The sequence below is a fragment of the Brevibacillus reuszeri genome, assembly GCF_002897295.1.
Taxonomy (GTDB): domain Bacteria; phylum Bacillota; class Bacilli; order Brevibacillales; family Brevibacillaceae; genus Brevibacillus; species Brevibacillus reuszeri_A.
Genome location: NZ_BEXF01000018.1, coordinates 77562 through 93731 on the forward strand (window position 1 = coordinate 77562; position 16170 = coordinate 93731).

At 48.4% G+C, this 16170-nt stretch carries 13 protein-coding genes; 12 read left to right on the plus strand and 1 reads right to left on the minus strand.

Translation table 11 applies throughout. The annotated features are described in order from the left end of the window. Positions 1 to 74: 74 nt before the first annotated feature. On the minus strand, positions 75 to 1127 hold the full coding sequence (locus C3B52_RS24310) for an HD-GYP domain-containing protein (protein ID WP_103108970.1): 1053 nt from the start codon (positions 1125 to 1127) through the stop codon (positions 75 to 77). Between the two features lie 208 nt (positions 1128 to 1335). Between C3B52_RS24310 and hpf the strand changes: the two genes are divergently transcribed. From hpf to argF, 12 genes are all read left to right on the plus strand, one after another. Then, positions 1336 to 1893, plus strand: coding sequence for a ribosome hibernation-promoting factor, HPF/YfiA family (hpf, locus tag C3B52_RS24315; RefSeq protein ID WP_103108971.1), 558 nt, complete (start codon positions 1336 to 1338; stop codon positions 1891 to 1893). Positions 1894 to 2103: 210 nt separating this feature from the next. Continuing rightward, a complete protein-coding gene (gene secA / locus C3B52_RS24320) occupies positions 2104 to 4623 on the plus strand; it encodes a preprotein translocase subunit SecA (protein ID WP_103108972.1) in 2520 nt (839 codons plus the stop codon). Between the two features lie 271 nt (positions 4624 to 4894). Continuing rightward, on the plus strand, positions 4895 to 5353 hold the full coding sequence (locus C3B52_RS24325) for a hypothetical protein (protein WP_103108973.1): 459 nt from the start codon (positions 4895 to 4897) through the stop codon (positions 5351 to 5353). A gap of 121 nt (positions 5354 to 5474) precedes the next feature. Next, positions 5475 to 6588, plus strand: a protein-coding gene (prfB, locus tag C3B52_RS24330; protein WP_103108974.1) for a peptide chain release factor 2 whose coding sequence is annotated in 2 segments (ribosomal slippage) — positions 5475 to 5555 and positions 5557 to 6588 — 1113 coding nt in all. Because the reading frame shifts where the segments join, the coding sequence is not laid out codon by codon here. Positions 6589 to 6721: 133 nt separating this feature from the next. Next, entirely contained in the window at positions 6722 to 6991 is a 270-nt protein-coding gene (locus C3B52_RS24335; RefSeq protein WP_103108975.1) for a YciI family protein, read from the plus strand. An 80-nt stretch (positions 6992 to 7071) separates the two neighbouring features. Next, entirely contained in the window at positions 7072 to 7458 is a 387-nt protein-coding gene (locus tag C3B52_RS24340; RefSeq protein ID WP_103108976.1) for a c-type cytochrome, read from the plus strand. A 149-nt stretch (positions 7459 to 7607) separates the two neighbouring features. Next, on the plus strand, positions 7608 to 8648 hold the full coding sequence (gene argC, locus C3B52_RS24345) for an N-acetyl-gamma-glutamyl-phosphate reductase (RefSeq protein WP_103108977.1): 1041 nt from the start codon (positions 7608 to 7610) through the stop codon (positions 8646 to 8648). 14 nt (positions 8649 to 8662) lie between these two features. Next, positions 8663 to 9463, plus strand: coding sequence for an acetylglutamate kinase (gene argB / locus C3B52_RS24350; RefSeq protein WP_103108978.1), 801 nt, complete (start codon positions 8663 to 8665; stop codon positions 9461 to 9463). Between the two features lie 14 nt (positions 9464 to 9477). Beyond that, the gene (locus C3B52_RS24355; protein WP_103108979.1) at positions 9478 to 10659 is read left to right on the plus strand and encodes an aspartate aminotransferase family protein; all 1182 of its coding nucleotides are present in this window, start codon (positions 9478 to 9480) and stop codon (positions 10657 to 10659) included. Between the two features lie 200 nt (positions 10660 to 10859). After that, the gene (locus C3B52_RS24360) at positions 10860 to 11966 is read left to right on the plus strand and encodes a carbamoyl phosphate synthase small subunit (protein ID WP_103108980.1); all 1107 of its coding nucleotides are present in this window, start codon (positions 10860 to 10862) and stop codon (positions 11964 to 11966) included. After that, positions 11959 to 15201, plus strand: coding sequence for a carbamoyl-phosphate synthase (glutamine-hydrolyzing) large subunit (gene carB / locus C3B52_RS24365; RefSeq protein WP_103108981.1), 3243 nt, complete (start codon positions 11959 to 11961; stop codon positions 15199 to 15201). The genes C3B52_RS24360 and carB overlap by 8 nt, the downstream gene beginning before the upstream one ends. After that, on the plus strand, positions 15146 to 16117 hold the full coding sequence (gene argF, locus C3B52_RS24370) for an ornithine carbamoyltransferase (RefSeq protein ID WP_103108982.1): 972 nt from the start codon (positions 15146 to 15148) through the stop codon (positions 16115 to 16117). The genes carB and argF overlap by 56 nt, the downstream gene beginning before the upstream one ends. The last annotated feature ends 53 nt before the right edge of the window (positions 16118 to 16170 follow it).

Consider the following 16170-nt stretch of genomic DNA (forward strand, 5'->3'; position numbering starts at 1 on the left):
GGAATTTCATATATTCCCGTCTACAGGAAAATCCCCCTTGCCCAACTACTGGGTGAGGGGGATTCGCTTTTTTTTCAACTAATCATTTTATGAATGCGGAGGGAACGATGCTCGCGAAGGTCGAGGAATTCCTCTCCCCGGCGTACGAGCGGGCGCATAGGCTCATCAGTATGTATCATGATCACTTCTACCTGGTCTCCATTGCTGAGCAGGGCACTCGAACCGACATAAAGCACGACAATATACTGGATAAAATGAGATACGATAAAAGGATTGAGCTTGCCACTGCATGCCAGCTCCCACAAAACGTTTGCAGCTTCAAAGGGAGAGGAGCCCTTCCGATACACGCGATCCGTGCAGATCGCATCAAAGACATCGGCGACACTAATGATTTGGCATTCAAAAGGAATGGTCTCTTTGGTCCGCCGCTCAGGATAACCGGTGCCATCCAGCCGTTCGTGATGCAATAGTGCACATAGTGCCAGCTGTTCATTCGCTCCTTCCATGGAAAGGAGAAGCTGGCTGCCATACTCAGTATGTAACTTCATTACTGAGTATTCCTCATCGGTTAAATGAGTTGGCTTCGAGAGCAGTTCATCTGCAATTTTCATCTTGCCGACGTCATGTAGTAGACCTGCTTGTCCCAGAAAGTAAATATCTTCATGAGATTTTCCTAGCAACTTAGCAATTACTGCTGAAACAATGCCAACATGAAGGGAATGACGATACGTATAATCTTCTGTTCCTTCTTTTAAGTAAATAAACTGGAGAAATTCCAAGCGTTGCAAAACTTGATCAAGCAAAGGATAAAAGGCTTCGTTGAATCGGTTCAGCGGAGGGATCGTCCCAGAGGCAATCTGCTTAAATAGGTATCCAGTCTTCTGAACAGCATCGGCATATTGGTGTGCTGCTTCAGTCTCGCTCCAATGCAATACAGGTGTAGGCATATCGATAGTCGATGGGGCAGCAACTACATGAACGGCCAAAATATTATGGGCTTCCAGTAGGCGGATGTCACTTTGGTGCAGGGTAGCTCCAGCGGGCAATAGAAGTAGGCCATACTCGTTGTATACGTCTTGTGCGAGTGTAGTTCCAATGATTGAATGGGAAGGTTTCACCTCGGTCATGAGGATTCCTCCTGTGCGAATGGTGACATGCAAAATATATTTGATTGACTATAGTCTATTATAGCATAGGGAAAATAGTAAGTATTGGTAATATCCTGTCGCTATTTGTTGGATTATATAAAAATTGTAAAGATTTTTTGTAGAAGGGAAGGAGGATTATTTACAAAAGTGCCGAATATTTATATATAGACGGAAGGAGGTTGGAACCATGAAATTTAACATTCGTGGAGAAAACATTCAAGTCACCGCAGCACTTAGAGAGTATGTGGAAAAGAAAGTCGGCCGTCTCGAAAAATATTTTGAAACTGGGCAGCCAGCAGATGTACAAGTCACTATGCAGGTACATCGAGGAGAGGGCACGATTGAGGTCACTATCCAGCTTAACGGAGTGATTCTTCGCGCCGAAGAAACAAATGAGGACATGTATGCTGCCATTGATCTGGTAGCAGAAAAGCTCGAGCGTCAGATCCGAAAGCACAAAACAAAGCTGATGCGCAAGCTGCGAATCGATGCTACCAACAAGGTAGGACAGCGTGAAAGCGCACCCGTTGCTGTCATGATGGCAGACACGGATGAGGAAGATGTGGATATCAACATCGTCCGAACCAAACGTTTTGATCTCAAGCCGATGGATGCACAGGAAGCGGTTATGCAAATGGATATGCTAGGACATAGCTTCTTTGTCTTCCAAAACAGTGACACCAACGATGTAAGCGTGGTGTATCGCCGCAATGACGGTCGCTACGGATTAATTGAGCCCAAATAACGAAACTTTATAGCCTATCACTCGTATAAGACTAGGGAGTTGCTATTGGCAACTCCCTTTACTTGTGTATATGAGGCTTCTTTTGATAAAATAGCTTTTTAGAAAGTATTATTTTTTATTCGATAGCAATATCTCTTTAGGGATATGTGGAACCCTCTCTTACGGAGTAGTCATTATCTTTGTTTGGGAGCATATGGAAGGGGTGTCCTCATGTTAGGACTCGTTAAAAAGATATTTGGCGACAGCAACGAACGCGAAGTCAAAAAAATGTTTAAGCGCGTAGAAGCCATCAATGCGCTGGAAACTGGCATAGCGGCACTTTCCGATGATCAGTTGCGGGAAAAAACGACCGAGTACAAAGCCCGCCTGGAAAAAGGGGAAGACCTGGACAAAATCCTGAATGAAGCGTTTGCCGTAGTACGCGAAGCATCTAAACGGGTTCTGGGCATGCGACATTTCGACGTACAGCTGATCGGCGGTATGGTTTTGCAAGAAGGCCGCATCTCTGAAATGAAAACCGGTGAGGGGAAAACGCTGGTGGCAACACTGGCAACCTACCTCAATGCTTTGCAAGGTAAAGGGGTTCACGTCGTTACGGTGAACGAATACTTGGCGGAGCGCGACTCGACGATCATGGGACAGCTGTACAATTTCCTTGGTCTGACTGTCGGCTTGAACAAAAATGGCTTGAGCGCAGAAGAAAAACGCGAAGCATACGCTTGTGACATTACGTATGGTACAAACAATGAGTTTGGCTTCGACTATCTGCGTGACAATATGGTGCTTTATAAAGAACAAATGGTACAACGCCCGCTTTTCTACGCCATCATTGACGAGGTCGACAGTATCCTGATCGACGAAGCGCGTACACCGTTGATCATTTCCGGATCGGCCAACAAATCCACGGAGCTGTATTACATCTGCTCTCATTTTGTGAAGCGTCTGGAATTGGAAAAAGACTTTACGATTGATGAAAAGCTGAAAATCGTCAACCTGACAGACGATGGGATTGGAAAAGTAGAACAGGCTTTCAATATCGAAAACCTGTACGATGCTGCGCATACAACACTGAACCATCACATCACAGCTGCTTTGAAAGCGCAGGTTCTGTTTAAACGCGATGTGGATTACGTAGTGCAGGAAGGCGAGGTCGTCATCGTTGACGAATTTACTGGTCGTCTGATGGTAGGACGCCGTTACAGCGATGGCTTGCACCAAGCGATTGAGGCAAAAGAAGGTCTGCGCGTACAAAGCGAGAGCATGACTCTTGCTACCATCACACTGCAAAACTACTTCCGTATGTACCAAAAGCTGTCCGGTATGACAGGTACAGCAAAAACAGAGGAAGAAGAATTTAAAAAGATTTACGGGCTTGATGTTGTGGTCATTCCAACCAATAAGCCTGTTGCACGTCAGGATGCGCCTGACCTCGTGTTTAAAACGGAGGCAGCCAAGTATCGTGCGGTTGTGAATGATATCGTAGAACGCCATAAAAAAGGGCAACCGATTCTGGTCGGTACGATTTCCATCGAAAACTCCGAGCGTTTGTCGCAAATGCTGAAGCAAAAAGGCGTGCCGCATAATGTATTGAATGCGAAGCAGCATGAGCGTGAGGCGGAGATTGTTGCCCGTGCAGGTCAATACGGAGCCGTTACGATTGCTACAAACATGGCTGGTCGTGGTACGGATATTCAGCTGGGCGAAGGCGTCGCTGATCTGGGCGGTCTTCACATCATTGGTACAGAGCGCCATGAGAGCCGACGCATCGACAATCAGCTGCGTGGACGTGCCGGACGTCAAGGGGACCCAGGTTCTTCGCAATTCTTCCTCTCTATGCAGGATGAGCTGATGCGCCGTTTCGGAGCAGACAACATCATGAATATGATGGATCGCTTGGGCATGGAAGAAGATATGCCTATCGAGAGCCGTCTGGTTACACGTGCTGTCGAATCTGCACAAAAACGTGTAGAGGGCTCCAACTTCGATGCACGTAAAGGCGTCCTCCAATACGACGATGTGATGAACCAGCAGCGTTTGGTTATTTACAAGCAGCGTCGTGATATTTTGGAACAGGAAAACCTCAGCGAAGTGGCTCTCGGCATGATCAACAGTGTGCTGGAGCGCAACGTTGCTGCTCATTGTCCAAAAGAAGAGGTGCCGGAGGATTGGGATCTGCAAGCATTGGCGGATGCAGCCAATCAATCGTTCCTGCATGAAGAAACGATTACTGTCAAAATGCTGAAAGGCAAAGAGGCAGAGGAAATCGAGCAGCTCCTGAAAGATGAAGTCATGAGACAATACAAACAGCGCGAAGAACAAATTGGCGAGATGATTCGCGAGTTTGAAAAAGTCGTCATTCTGCGTGCTGTCGACAGTAAATGGATGGATCACATTGATGCGATGGAGCAGCTGCGTCAAGGTATTCACCTGCGTGCTTACGCGCAAAACGATCCGCTGCGCGAGTATCAGTTCGAAGGCTATGAGATGTATCAAGCGATGCTGGCTGCTGTGCAAGAAGAAGTGGCTATGTACATCATGAAAGCAGAAGTCAGCCAAAACCTGGAGCGTCAGGATGTCATTCGAGGTCAAGGTATCGATCCAGAAGACCTGCAAACCTCTGGACCATCCGATCGTCCTGATCCGGAAACCTCTGGTGACGCTGATCCGAAAAACCGCGCACAACGCCGTGCCCAGGAGCAGGAGCGTCGTCGTCAAAACAAGCGTCAGTAACACCCATAACGCAGATTTTCATAAGCATTCCTCTCGTATCGTCAAATTCGGTACGGGAGGAATGTTTTTTTCTTGTGGATTCCTACTCCCTAGACAGCGTTCGTCCCAATCCCTTTCTCCTCGTCTGATTTGATAGATCTATTTGTCTAACACTGGAAAAAGCTATCGAACGATTCAGGTGGAAATGTTTTAAAAAATCCATAGAATCATAGGTACAACACTTTTTACCAAATAGCACACTACCAAATACACGGAGACGAGGGATGAAAAAATGAAAACGTCAGTCAACGTGATGGGCATACAAGCGCAAAACATGCTGGAGTGTATCGCGGCTACTTTAAAAGCCGTTTTGAGAAAAGGAAAAGAGAATAAAAATATACAAGTAATCAGTGAAGAGGCAGGAGAAGAGCAATCAGCCGTATTTACAGCACAAGACGCTGTCTTCTATGAGGAGCGACTGATGCAGGAAATTCCGGAGCCAAATTGGACGTCTGGAGTAATCGCACACCCCAAGCTGCTGGCAGAGCAAGCAATCCGATCTGCTAATCAAAAAGCTCAACAGCCGCCAACAAGACGAGCGCGGGTGATGGGACCGATTCGCCAGAGAAACCCGATGAAGAATCAGGCAAAAGCGATGCTGTTCACGTTTCCACAGGTGGAAAGTAAACGACCACGCGACATCCGCTACGTGAAAAACTCGTTATCCCCACCAAGGGAAACGGTGACGTAAACGAGCCAGCATCATATGGAGCGAGCCTCTTCTCGCAGCGTGCACTTACGTCAGGTTGCGCATCTGGCAAATTACGTTACAATAAAACGTAAGCTTACGTAAAGAGAAGGTGATTCGCAGCATGGCATTAATCGATATTGCGGACATCAAACAAGAGATGTCCAGTATGGCTAAACGTTTAGCAGATATCAGGGGGTCTCTTTGACCTCCCTGTAAAAGAGGAGAGGATCGGAGAACTGGAGGAGCGTATGCTCGCTCCCGACTTTTGGGATGACAACGATGCAGCCCAGAAAACGATCAGTGAGCTGAATGTAATCAGAAACCTCGTCGATACGATGGGGAAGCTTGATTCCCAGTATGAAGATCTTCAGCTCATGCTGGAGTTAGTCATTGATGAAGGCGATAGCTCTCTTATTCAGGATTTGTACGACAGTACCCAGGACCTGAAAAAATCGTTTGAAAGCTTTGAGCTGGAGCTGCTATTGAGCGATCAATACGACAAAAATAATGCTATCCTGGAGCTGCATCCAGGTGCAGGGGGAACCGAGTCCCAGGATTGGGCGTCCATGCTGTTGCGTATGTATACACGCTGGGGCGATGCCAAAGGCTTCAAAGTGGAGACCTTGGATTATTTGCCTGGGGACGAAGCGGGCGTAAAAAGCGTGACGCTGTTGATCAAGGGTTATAATGCCTATGGCTACCTTAAATCAGAAAAAGGGGTTCATCGACTTGTTCGGATTTCTCCGTTCGATGCTTCTGGACGTCGTCATACCTCCTTTGTTTCCTGCAACGTCCTGCCGGAAATTGAGGATGATACGGCTGTAGATATTCGTTCGGAGGACCTCAAAATTGACACCTATCGCTCAAGTGGAGCGGGTGGTCAGCATATCAACACGACAGACTCCGCAGTCCGGATTACACATTTGCCTTCGGGTATTGTAGTGACCTGCCAAACAGAGCGCTCGCAGATCAAAAATAGGGAGCGAGCTATGAAAATGCTGACAGCGCGACTGTTTGAGCGCAAACGGGAGGAGCAGGAAAAGACGCTGGCGGCGATCCAAGGCGAGCAAAAAGACATCGCATGGGGAAGTCAGATTCGCTCGTATGTCTTCCACCCGTACAGCTTGGTTAAAGACCACCGGACGAATGTCGAGGTGGGGAACGTTCAGGCAGTTATGGACGGGGAGATCGACACCTTTATCGATGCCTACCTGCGTGCACAAATTAATCGGTAATATCCCTTGAGGAAAACCTTGAAGACGGCATGAAATTTCATGCCGTTTTTTGCGTCCGCAATTAGTTGAAAAGATGCACTGGTAAAATGTGATATACTTCATTCAAACAAGCTACTTAAAAGGAGAGGGACGTATGCTTTACGCTGCATTTTTGACGATTATTGATCAGGAATTAAATGCAAAGGTAAGACCAGCTCACCTGGAGTATGTAAACGATCTGTACAAACAAGGAATCGTATTTATGGCAGGTCCATTCACTGATAAACAGGGCGGTCTTGTTATTTACAAGGCGGAATCACTGGAGGAAGCCCGTAAATTGGCAGAAGCCGACCCAGTAATAGTCGAGGGAGCACGTACATTGGAGCTGCGTGAGTGGAGTCCACTTGAGTTTCCCTTGAACTAATTTCCATTTTGCACAGGAATGATAATCCTGCACAGGAGGCATACTTAGCTAAGAAATATCCGAAAAAGGAGGGAACAGCCATGAAACGTTTTCCGTTTGCAATAATGGCGGCTGTACTCGTGTTCTCGCTAAGTGCCTGTGGAGGCGGAAATACCGCGCAACCACCAGCTAACAAGCCTTCGACTGAAACACCTTCTACACCTTCTACAGAAACGCCATCGACTACTGCTCCATCTGGAAGCTATGACACGGCAACTGCAGAAGCGTTATTCAAAAACACTTGTGCAGGGTGCCACGGTCAAACGCTAGAGGGCGCAGTTGGCCCAAATCTCCAAAAGATTGGCGGCCAGTTGAACAAGGATCAGATCCTCGAAGTATTGAATAAAGGAAAGGGTGCTATGCCACCTGGACTGGTAAAAGGTGCCGACGCTGAAACATTGGCAGCGTGGCTGGCGGATAAAAAATAAGCAGGAAATACACAAGAGCGCTCGAGCATATCGGGCGCTTTTTGTGTACTCAAAAAATCGCGACGAAAATTTTAAAGGTTGTATTCTGTATGAATTTTTATTATTATTCATGTATAAAAATACAGAACGATGGAAAAGGAGAGAGGAGCATGGTTCGGGTCGGAATCGTTGGAGCTACAGGTTATGGTGGAGCAGAATTAATCCGTTTCTTGGCAGGACATCCTCACGCACAAATTGCGAATTTATATTCAAGCTCATCTGAGGGAGAGGCACTGGAAAAAACGTTTCCGCATGTAACCGGATTGGGCTTGCCACTGCTTACTGCGATTGATGCAGCCAAGATGGGCGCAGATAATGATGTCATTTTTCTCGCTACACCAGCAGGGGTAAGTGCTGAATTAACACCGCAGCTGATGGAGCACGGAGTGAAAGTGATTGATTTGTCAGGTGATTTCCGTCTGGAGAGCGGAGAAGCGTACAAAAAGTGGTACAAGCGAGAGGCTGCTCCTACTGAATGGGTGGAAAAAGCAGTTTATGGTCTGACAGAGTGGAATCTCGAGCTGGTTGCAGGCGCACAGCTCGTAGCCAATCCTGGATGCTATCCTACAGCTGCATTGCTTGCCACACTCCCACTGATGAAAAGCGGGTGGGTGCAGCCGAACAGCTGGATCATCGATGCCAAGTCAGGTGTATCGGGTGCCGGACGTGGTGTATCTCTCGGGGTTCATTACAGTGAGATCAACGAAAGCATCCATGCTTACAAAGTATCCAAGCACCAGCATACACCAGAAATTGAGCAAGAGCTGTTTAGACAAAGTGGTCAATCGGCGATCGTGCAATTTACGCCGCATCTGGTACCGATGACGAGAGGGATTCTGGTGACGGCATACGGACAATTAAGTGCTGATGTGACGGCAGAGCAAATTCAAGAGCTTTATACATCCACATATACAGATAAACCGTTTGTGCGGGTGCGCCCTGTCGGAAGTCATCCTCATACAAAAGAGGTGTATGGCTCCAACTATTGTGACATTGCCGTTCATGTGGATGCGCGTACAGGTCGTGTGATTCTTTTGTCCGTGATTGACAACGTCGTAAAAGGCGCTGCAGGTCAAGCGATACAAAATATGAACGTCATGTTCCAATTGCCTGAAAAAGCTGGTTTGCCGCTCGTACCGGCATTTCCGTAAGAGGGGGAGTACGGATGCAAGGAATCGTCGTGATCAAATGTGGCGGCAGCACTATGGATCAGCTGCCACATGAGTTTTTTGGGGCAATTGCGAAGCTGCAAGAGGAAGGCAAACAGCTCGTGATCGTACATGGTGGCGGTCCTGCGATCAATAGTATGCTCGATCAGGTCAAGATCACTCCAGAGTTCGTAAATGGGCTGCGTGTTACTTGTGAAGATACATTGAGGGTCGTCGAAATGGTACTATGCGGCAGTATCAACAAAGCATTGGTACGTCGCTTGACACAAGCGGGGGCAAAGGCGTGGGGCGTCAGCGGAATTGACGGCCAAACCCTGCTGGCAGAAAAAACAGCAAAGCCGCTGGGATGGGTAGGAGAAATTACGAAAGCAAATACGACCATTCCAAAAGCCATTTTGGAGCAGGGCTTTGTGCCAGTCATCGCTCCACTGGCTGTTAGCGCAGATGCAACTCAGACGTATAACATTAATGCAGATGTAGCTGCCGGTGCGATTGCTGCCGCACTGTCTGCCGAAAAGCTGATTATGGTGACGGACGTCCCTGGGATTATGCGTCCGCAAGCAGACGGTACGAAGGAGATTGTGGAACAGACAAGTGCTGGCGAGATCAAAGAGATGATTGCGGCCGAGATTATTACAGGCGGAATGATTCCGAAGGTTCAAGCGGCACTGGATGCTTTGGACCAAGGCGTTCAGCAAGTCGTGATTTGCCGGGGCAATGCAAGCGATCTCGTAGCTGTATGCAACGGAGAAGCGGTCGGTACAACTGTAAAAATGAATGTAAATCAAGCCCTATAAGGAGGGAAAGAAACATGAGCACAGTAACAGCTCCTATGCATCTCATGAATAACTATGCAAGATGGCCCATCAGCTTGGTAAAAGGGCAAGGCAATCAGGTGTGGGATGATACCGGAAAGCAGTATTTGGACTTTACGTCGGGTATCGCGGTTACTTCTCTGGGGCATGTTCCTCCGAAAGTAACGGCTAAGCTGCACGAGCAGCTGGATACACTGTGGCATTGCTCCAACCTGGTGCACGTTCCGCAGCAGGGAGTTTTGGCTGAAAAGCTAAGCCGCTTGTCTGGTCTCGACCAAGCCTTTTTCTGCAATAGCGGAGCAGAGGCTAACGAGGGATTAATTAAACTGGCACGGAGATACGCGCAAAAAGTGAAGGGTAATGACCGCTATGAAATCATTACCTTTGAACAATCCTTCCACGGACGTACGCTGGCTACATTGACAGCAACCGGACAAGACAAGGTAAAGGATGGCTTCGCTCCACTGCCACAAGGCTTCGTGACTGTTCCTTACAATGATTTGGCAGCCGTCCAGGCAGCAATCACCGATAAGACATGCGCGATCATGCTGGAATTGGTTCAGGGGGAAGGTGGAGTACATCCTGCTGATGAAGCTTGGGTAAAAGCACTGCGTGAATTATGCGATACACATGGTATGCTGCTGCTTTTCGATGAGATTCAAACGGGAATTGGTCGGACCGGCACCTGGTTTGCTTTCCAGCAATACGGCGTGAAGCCAGATGCGATTTCGCTGGCAAAAGGCTTAGGAAGCGGCTTCCCGATCGGAGCGGTCGTGGCAACCAAAGAAGTAGCTGAGGCATTTGCACCAGGCACGCACGGAACGACCTTTGGTGGAAATCCACTCGCTGCAACAGCAGGAATCGCTACCCTGGAAACGATGGAGGAAGAAAACATTCTCGATGCGGTCGCTCATATTCATTCACTCCTGATGAAGGAGCTGGAGAAGCTTAAAGCAGAGCACCCTGACAAGGTTTCCACGGTTCGTGGGAAAGGCTTGCTCCTCGGAGTAGAGCTGACGATTCCAGCTGCAGATGCTGTGACGTATGCTCGTGAAAAAGGTGTTATTCTGCTCATGGCTGGACCACAGGTAGTAAGACTCTTGCCTTCCTTTGTAACGACAGAGGAAGAAGTGAAGCACGCCATCGCGGTACTGAGCGAAGCATTGTCTTTGCAATAATGTAATAATTGGACGCATTGGAAAAATGCAACGAGTAGATCTGTTCAAAAAACTCGTTGCATTTTTATAATATTGAATGTATATTAATACACAGAGTTGCATAGATTTGCAGTAAGAAACGCAAATATGTGAATTGATTATTCACATGTCGTCGCCATATATCTATGTTTTTTGCCCATTGGAGAGGAGTGGCTTCATAGATGAATAGAGAAAAGAACACATATGGAACAGGATATCTTACGCTGGAATCCGGCGAGGTTTTTACAGGAACGCTGTACGGAGCTCCGGTGAATGGATTTGGAGAAGTCGTATTTACTACAGGAATGACTGGCTATCAGGAAGTCATGTCCGACCCATCCTTTGCAGGTCAAATCGTTACCTTCACATATCCCTTGATTGGGAACTACGGAATCAACCCAAAAGATTATGAGGCACAAAAGCCAGCTCTTACCGGAATGATCGTCAGCGAGCTGTGCATGGAACCGAGCCACTATGAATCCACGAAAACCTTGGCAGAGGCAGCCGAGGAATTTGGTTTTCCTATCTTGGCTGGCATCGATACACGAACAATAACAAAGCGTGTTCGTCAAAATGGACCGTTGTTTGGCGTTATTTCCGATCAGCCTATGCAAGCCGAGGAAGTTGTGTCACTGCGTAACAAGCATGCGAAAAAATCGCTGGTCGCGGAGGTATCGAGTCAGAGAATCGAGCGTCATCCGGGAACAGGTGAACACGTTGTCCTGGTCGATCTGGGAATGAAGCATTCCATCGTGGATGCACTGCTGGCATTGGGATGCCGTGTCACAGTGGTTCCTTTCGATACGACGATCGAACAAATTAAGTCACTTTCACCAGACGGGCTGATGTTCTCCAACGGCCCTGGTGATCCGGAGCATTTGCTTGCTTATTGCAGTGAGTGGCGCAAAGCGGTTGAACAATATCCGACACTGGGAATTTGCTTGGGACATCAAGTGCTTGCTCTGATGTACGGAGGAAAAACGGAAAAACTGGCTTATGGTCACCGCGGTGGAAATCATCCTGTCAAAGATCTGGAGACAGGTAAAGTATATATGACCTCACAAAATCACGGATATGTAGTGAAAGAGGAGTCGCTGGAACAATCTGAGCTGACGGTGTCCTACAGAAATGTTAACGATAGCTCGGTCGAAGGGCTTACCCACAAGAGCTTGCCTGTTTTCAGTGTGCAGTACCATCCGGAAGCACATCCTGGACCTAGCGACACTTCCCACATTTTTCACCAATTTATCCAGTCTATGCGTGAAGTAGGAGCGAAAACATATGCCTAAATTGCCACACATCCATAAAGTATTGGTTATCGGTTCGGGGCCGATCGTCATTGGCCAGGCTGCAGAATTTGACTACGCAGGTGCTCAGGCATGCCTTTCTTTGAAGGAAGCGGGTGTCCAGGTGGTACTGGTGAACAACAACCCGGCTACGATCATGACAGATGAGCAGGTAGCGGACAAAGTTTACTTGGAGCCCCTCACAGTGGAATCCGTGACAGCGATAATTGCAAATGAGCGCCCAGATGGTCTCCTGCCGACACTGGGCGGTCAAACAGGACTGAATCTTGCTGTTTCCTTGGCTGAAGCAGGTGTATTGGAAAAATATAGTGTTCAGCTGCTGGGAACACCGCTCGATGCGATTCAAAACGGGGAAGACCGTGAGCTGTTCAAGCAATTGATGCAACAAATCGGAGAGCCAGTACCTGAGAGTGACACAGTTGAATCCGTTGAAGCTGCGATTGCATTTGCCAATTCGATTGGTTATCCGGTTATCGTGCGTCCGGCGTATACGCTCGGTGGTGCCGGAGGCGGGATTGCTGGGGATGAAGTAACTCTGCGAAAAGTCGCGGCTGGTGGTATCGCAGCAAGCCCGATCGGCCAAGTATTGATCGAACGCAGCGTAAAAGGCTGGAAGGAAATCGAATACGAGGTCATGCGTGACGCCAATGATACATGCATCATCGTGTGTAACATGGAAAATCTCGATCCGGTAGGCATTCATACCGGAGACAGTATCGTCGTCGCACCATCCCAAACGCTAACAGACCGTCAATATCAAATGCTGCGCAGCGTATCGACAAAGGTTATTCGTTCTCTGGGAGTAGTGGGCGGCTGCAATATTCAATTTGCTCTCGATCCATTGTCCGATCGCTACGTTTTGATCGAGGTAAACCCGCGGGTAAGCCGTTCCAGTGCCCTGGCTTCCAAGGCTACCGGATATCCGATTGCCCGTATCGCTGCAAAGCTGGCTCTGGGCTATGGATTAGATGAAGTACTAAACCCGATTACAGGTTATACGTATGCAAGCTTTGAGCCTGCACTTGATTATATCGTAGTAAAAATTCCTCGCTTCCCATTCGATAAGTTCCCACTCGCAGATCGCAAGCTAGGCACGCAAATGAAAGCAACCGGCGAGGTTATGTCTATTGCACGCAATCTGGAAGCGGGACTTCTGAAAGCTGTCCGCTCCCTGGAGCAAGGCTGCACGCATTTATCTCGTCCAGAGCTTGCGGATTGGACGCGCGATGAGCTTGCACATGCTTTGCAAGAAGCGACAGATATTCGCTTGTTTGTGTTCGCGGAAGCAATCCGCAGAGGCTTCACGGAACAGGAACTGCACGGTCTGACTGGCGTCGATCCGTTTTTCCTGCGCAGCTTGCGTAAAATCGTTGATCTGGAAGTCGAGCTTGCCCAAAAAACAGCGGAGGGGCTATCACCTGAACTGTTGCTGGAAGCGAAAAAACGTGGCTTCGCCGATGAAACGATTGCTTCCTTAATCGGCAGCACTCCAGCCAAAGTGAAGGAATTGCGTCAGCAGTCAGGAGTTACACCTACTTATAAAATCGTAGATACATGCGCGGCTGAATTCGATGCGCAAACGCCTTATTACTACTCGGATTGGCAGGGCGTAGATGAAGTCGAGTCATTAGAGGGACGCAAGGTGCTCGTGCTTGGCTCCGGTCCTATCCGCATCGGACAAGGGATCGAGTTCGACTACTGCTCCGTGCATGCGGCGAAATCCTTGCAAGCGAGTGGAATTGCCGCAGTCGTGGTGAATAACAACCCGGAAACAGTCAGTACCGACTATGAAACAGCCGACCACTTGTATTTTGAGCCACTTCACGTGGAAGATGTGCTGCATATCGCCGAGCGTGAGCAGGTAGAGGGAGTCATGGTGCAGTTCGGTGGTCAAACCGCGATCAACCTCGCTGCGAAGCTGGAGAGTGCAGGACTAAAAGTAATGGGTACTTCACTTTCCGCGATTGAACGGGCTGAGGATCGTGAGTTGTTCTATGATATGCTGCGCAAGCTCGACATCCCGCACATTCCTGGTAAAGGGGTCTCTTCACTGGAGGATGCTACTTCGATTGCAGAGGAGATTGGCTTTCCTGTACTGATGCGCCCATCCTACGTAATCGGCGGTCAAGGCATGGTGGTCGTTCACAATATGGAGGAGCTTACTGCAACGATCAACGATTGGCTGAATCATCCGGAAAGCAGCGCATTTTTCCCACTCCTGGTCGACAAATATGTACCAGGCGGAGAAGCGGAAGTCGATGCGGTCTGCGATGGAGAGTCGGTCATTATCCCAGGTATTTTCCAGCATGTAGAGAAAGCGGGAATTCACTCTGGTGATAGCGTGGCGTTGTTCCCGGCACCAAAATTAACCGAAGAAATCAAGCAAAAGATCGCCAGCTACACAGAAGCGATTGCTCATGAAATGGGAGCTGTCGGTCTTATCAATATCCAGTTTGTCATTAGTGGCAATACCGTTTACGTATTGGAAGTAAATCCACGTGCTTCGCGTACTGTGCCAATCACAAGCAAAGTAACAGGGATTCCAATGGTTCAGCTGGCAGTACGGGCCCAATTGGGAGAAAAGCTGTCCACTATGGGCTACGGAACAGGACTTTTGCCTGACATTCCATTCTCTGTAGTAAAAGCACCGGTATTTTCGACGGTGAAGCTGAATGGTGTCGATCCTGTACTCGGACCTGAGATGAAATCAACGGGTGAAGTACTTGGCTTGGGTAGATCGTTTGAAGAGGCTGCAGGCAAGGCATTCGCCTTCAAGGATAACCTCTACGGGGATTGGCAAAAGGGTGATCTGGTCATTGTGTCTCTCGCAGATGGCGACAAGCAGGATGAGCTGGCCCAAACCATCGCACAGCTGCAAAACGACGGAGCCGCTCTGGCAGCAACCCAAGGCACAGCTGACTGGCTAAAAAACAACGGAGTAGCAGTGAACCACGTGATTACGGAGGAGCAGGCATTTATTGAGCTTTTGCAAAAGGAAAAAGCTGCATTTGCTCTCGTCACCGCAACAAAAGGAAATCGCCCGGGACGTACCGGCTTTGCCTTGCGCAGTCGGATGGTCCAGCAGGGAGTTCAGCAATTTTTTGCCGTCGATACATTCGATTTGTACGTGAAGTCCATTATGAAGAAAAGAGGTGGCTCGCATGCAGCCTGTGAAGATATTGGAACACTTTCAAAACTTACCGCTCAGCAAGCATAAAGGAAAAGATTTTCTGCGTGTCGATGAATTCAATGGGGAAGAACTGATGGAGTTGCTTCATCTGGCAGCACATATCAAGCAATTGCAAAAGCTGGGTCAGCCGTTCCAGCCTTTGCTGGGCAAGACGCTTGGCATGATCTTCGACAAAGCTTCTACCCGTACTCGTGTTTCTTTCGAGGTAGGGATGCACCAGCTCGGTGGTTTAGGAATGTTTATGAGCGGAAAAGAGCTGCAGCTCGGACGCGGTGAGCCGATCAGTGACACAGCCAAGGTTCTTTCCCGTTATGTAGATGCGATCATGATTCGCACGTTCTCTCACTCGTATGTGGAGGAGCTCGCTGAGCATGCATCGATTCCGATCATTAATGGTTTGACTGATTTGTATCATCCATGCCAGGCGATGGCTGACATGCTGACGATCTGGGAGCACAAAGGCAAACTCAAAGGCGTCAAGCTGGCGTATGTAGGCGATGGAAACAATGTGGCGAACTCCCTCGTGCTGGCAGCCGTTCTGTTGGGAATGGATGTACGTGTAGCTACGCCAGCAGGTTATGAAATGGATGCTGCGATTTTCGCCACAGCAAGTGAGTACGCGAAAAAGAGCGGTGGAAGCATGATGGCAACAACTGATCCGATCGAAGCCGTTGCAGGTGCAGATGCCGTTTATACAGATGTTTGGACCAGCATGGGCTTTGAAGCAGAGAACGAAATTCGTTTGAAAGCTTTTGCCGAATATCAAGTAAATGAAAAGTTGGTAAGTCATGCAGATAGCGACTACCTCTTCCTGCACTGCCTGCCAGCTCATCGCGGCGAAGAAGTAACAGCAGGCGTAATCGATGGCTCGCGCTCCGTCATTTTTGATCAAGCAGAAAACCGTCTGCACGCGCAAAAAGCAATTCTGGCCGCGTTGGTGTGAAGATAGTTCTAGTTATTTAGGACTATTTTGAATTAAATCGAATAGACTATGAA

Bases quoted from the DNA above. Each gene is read 5' to 3' on its own strand.
- C3B52_RS24325 (WP_103108973.1), top strand. From the start codon at position 4,895: ATGAAAACGTCAGTCAACGTGATGGGCATACAAGCGCAAAACATGCTG.
- C3B52_RS24335 (WP_103108975.1), top strand. From the start codon at position 6,722: ATGCTTTACGCTGCATTTTTGACGATTATTGATCAGGAATTAAATGCA.
- argC (WP_103108977.1), top strand. From the start codon at position 7,608: ATGGTTCGGGTCGGAATCGTTGGAGCTACAGGTTATGGTGGAGCAGAA.
- secA (WP_103108972.1), top strand. From the start codon at position 2,104: ATGTTAGGACTCGTTAAAAAGATATTTGGCGACAGCAACGAACGCGAA.
- C3B52_RS24310 (WP_103108970.1), bottom strand. From the start codon at position 1,127: ATGACCGAGGTGAAACCTTCCCATTCAATCATTGGAACTACACTCGCA.
- hpf (WP_103108971.1), top strand. From the start codon at position 1,336: ATGAAATTTAACATTCGTGGAGAAAACATTCAAGTCACCGCAGCACTT.
- C3B52_RS24355 (WP_103108979.1), top strand. From the start codon at position 9,478: ATGAGCACAGTAACAGCTCCTATGCATCTCATGAATAACTATGCAAGA.
- C3B52_RS24360 (WP_103108980.1), top strand. From the start codon at position 10,860: ATGAATAGAGAAAAGAACACATATGGAACAGGATATCTTACGCTGGAA.
- C3B52_RS24340 (WP_103108976.1), top strand. From the start codon at position 7,072: ATGAAACGTTTTCCGTTTGCAATAATGGCGGCTGTACTCGTGTTCTCG.
- argF (WP_103108982.1), top strand. From the start codon at position 15,146: ATGCAGCCTGTGAAGATATTGGAACACTTTCAAAACTTACCGCTCAGC.
- argB (WP_103108978.1), top strand. From the start codon at position 8,663: ATGCAAGGAATCGTCGTGATCAAATGTGGCGGCAGCACTATGGATCAG.
- carB (WP_103108981.1), top strand. From the start codon at position 11,959: ATGCCTAAATTGCCACACATCCATAAAGTATTGGTTATCGGTTCGGGG.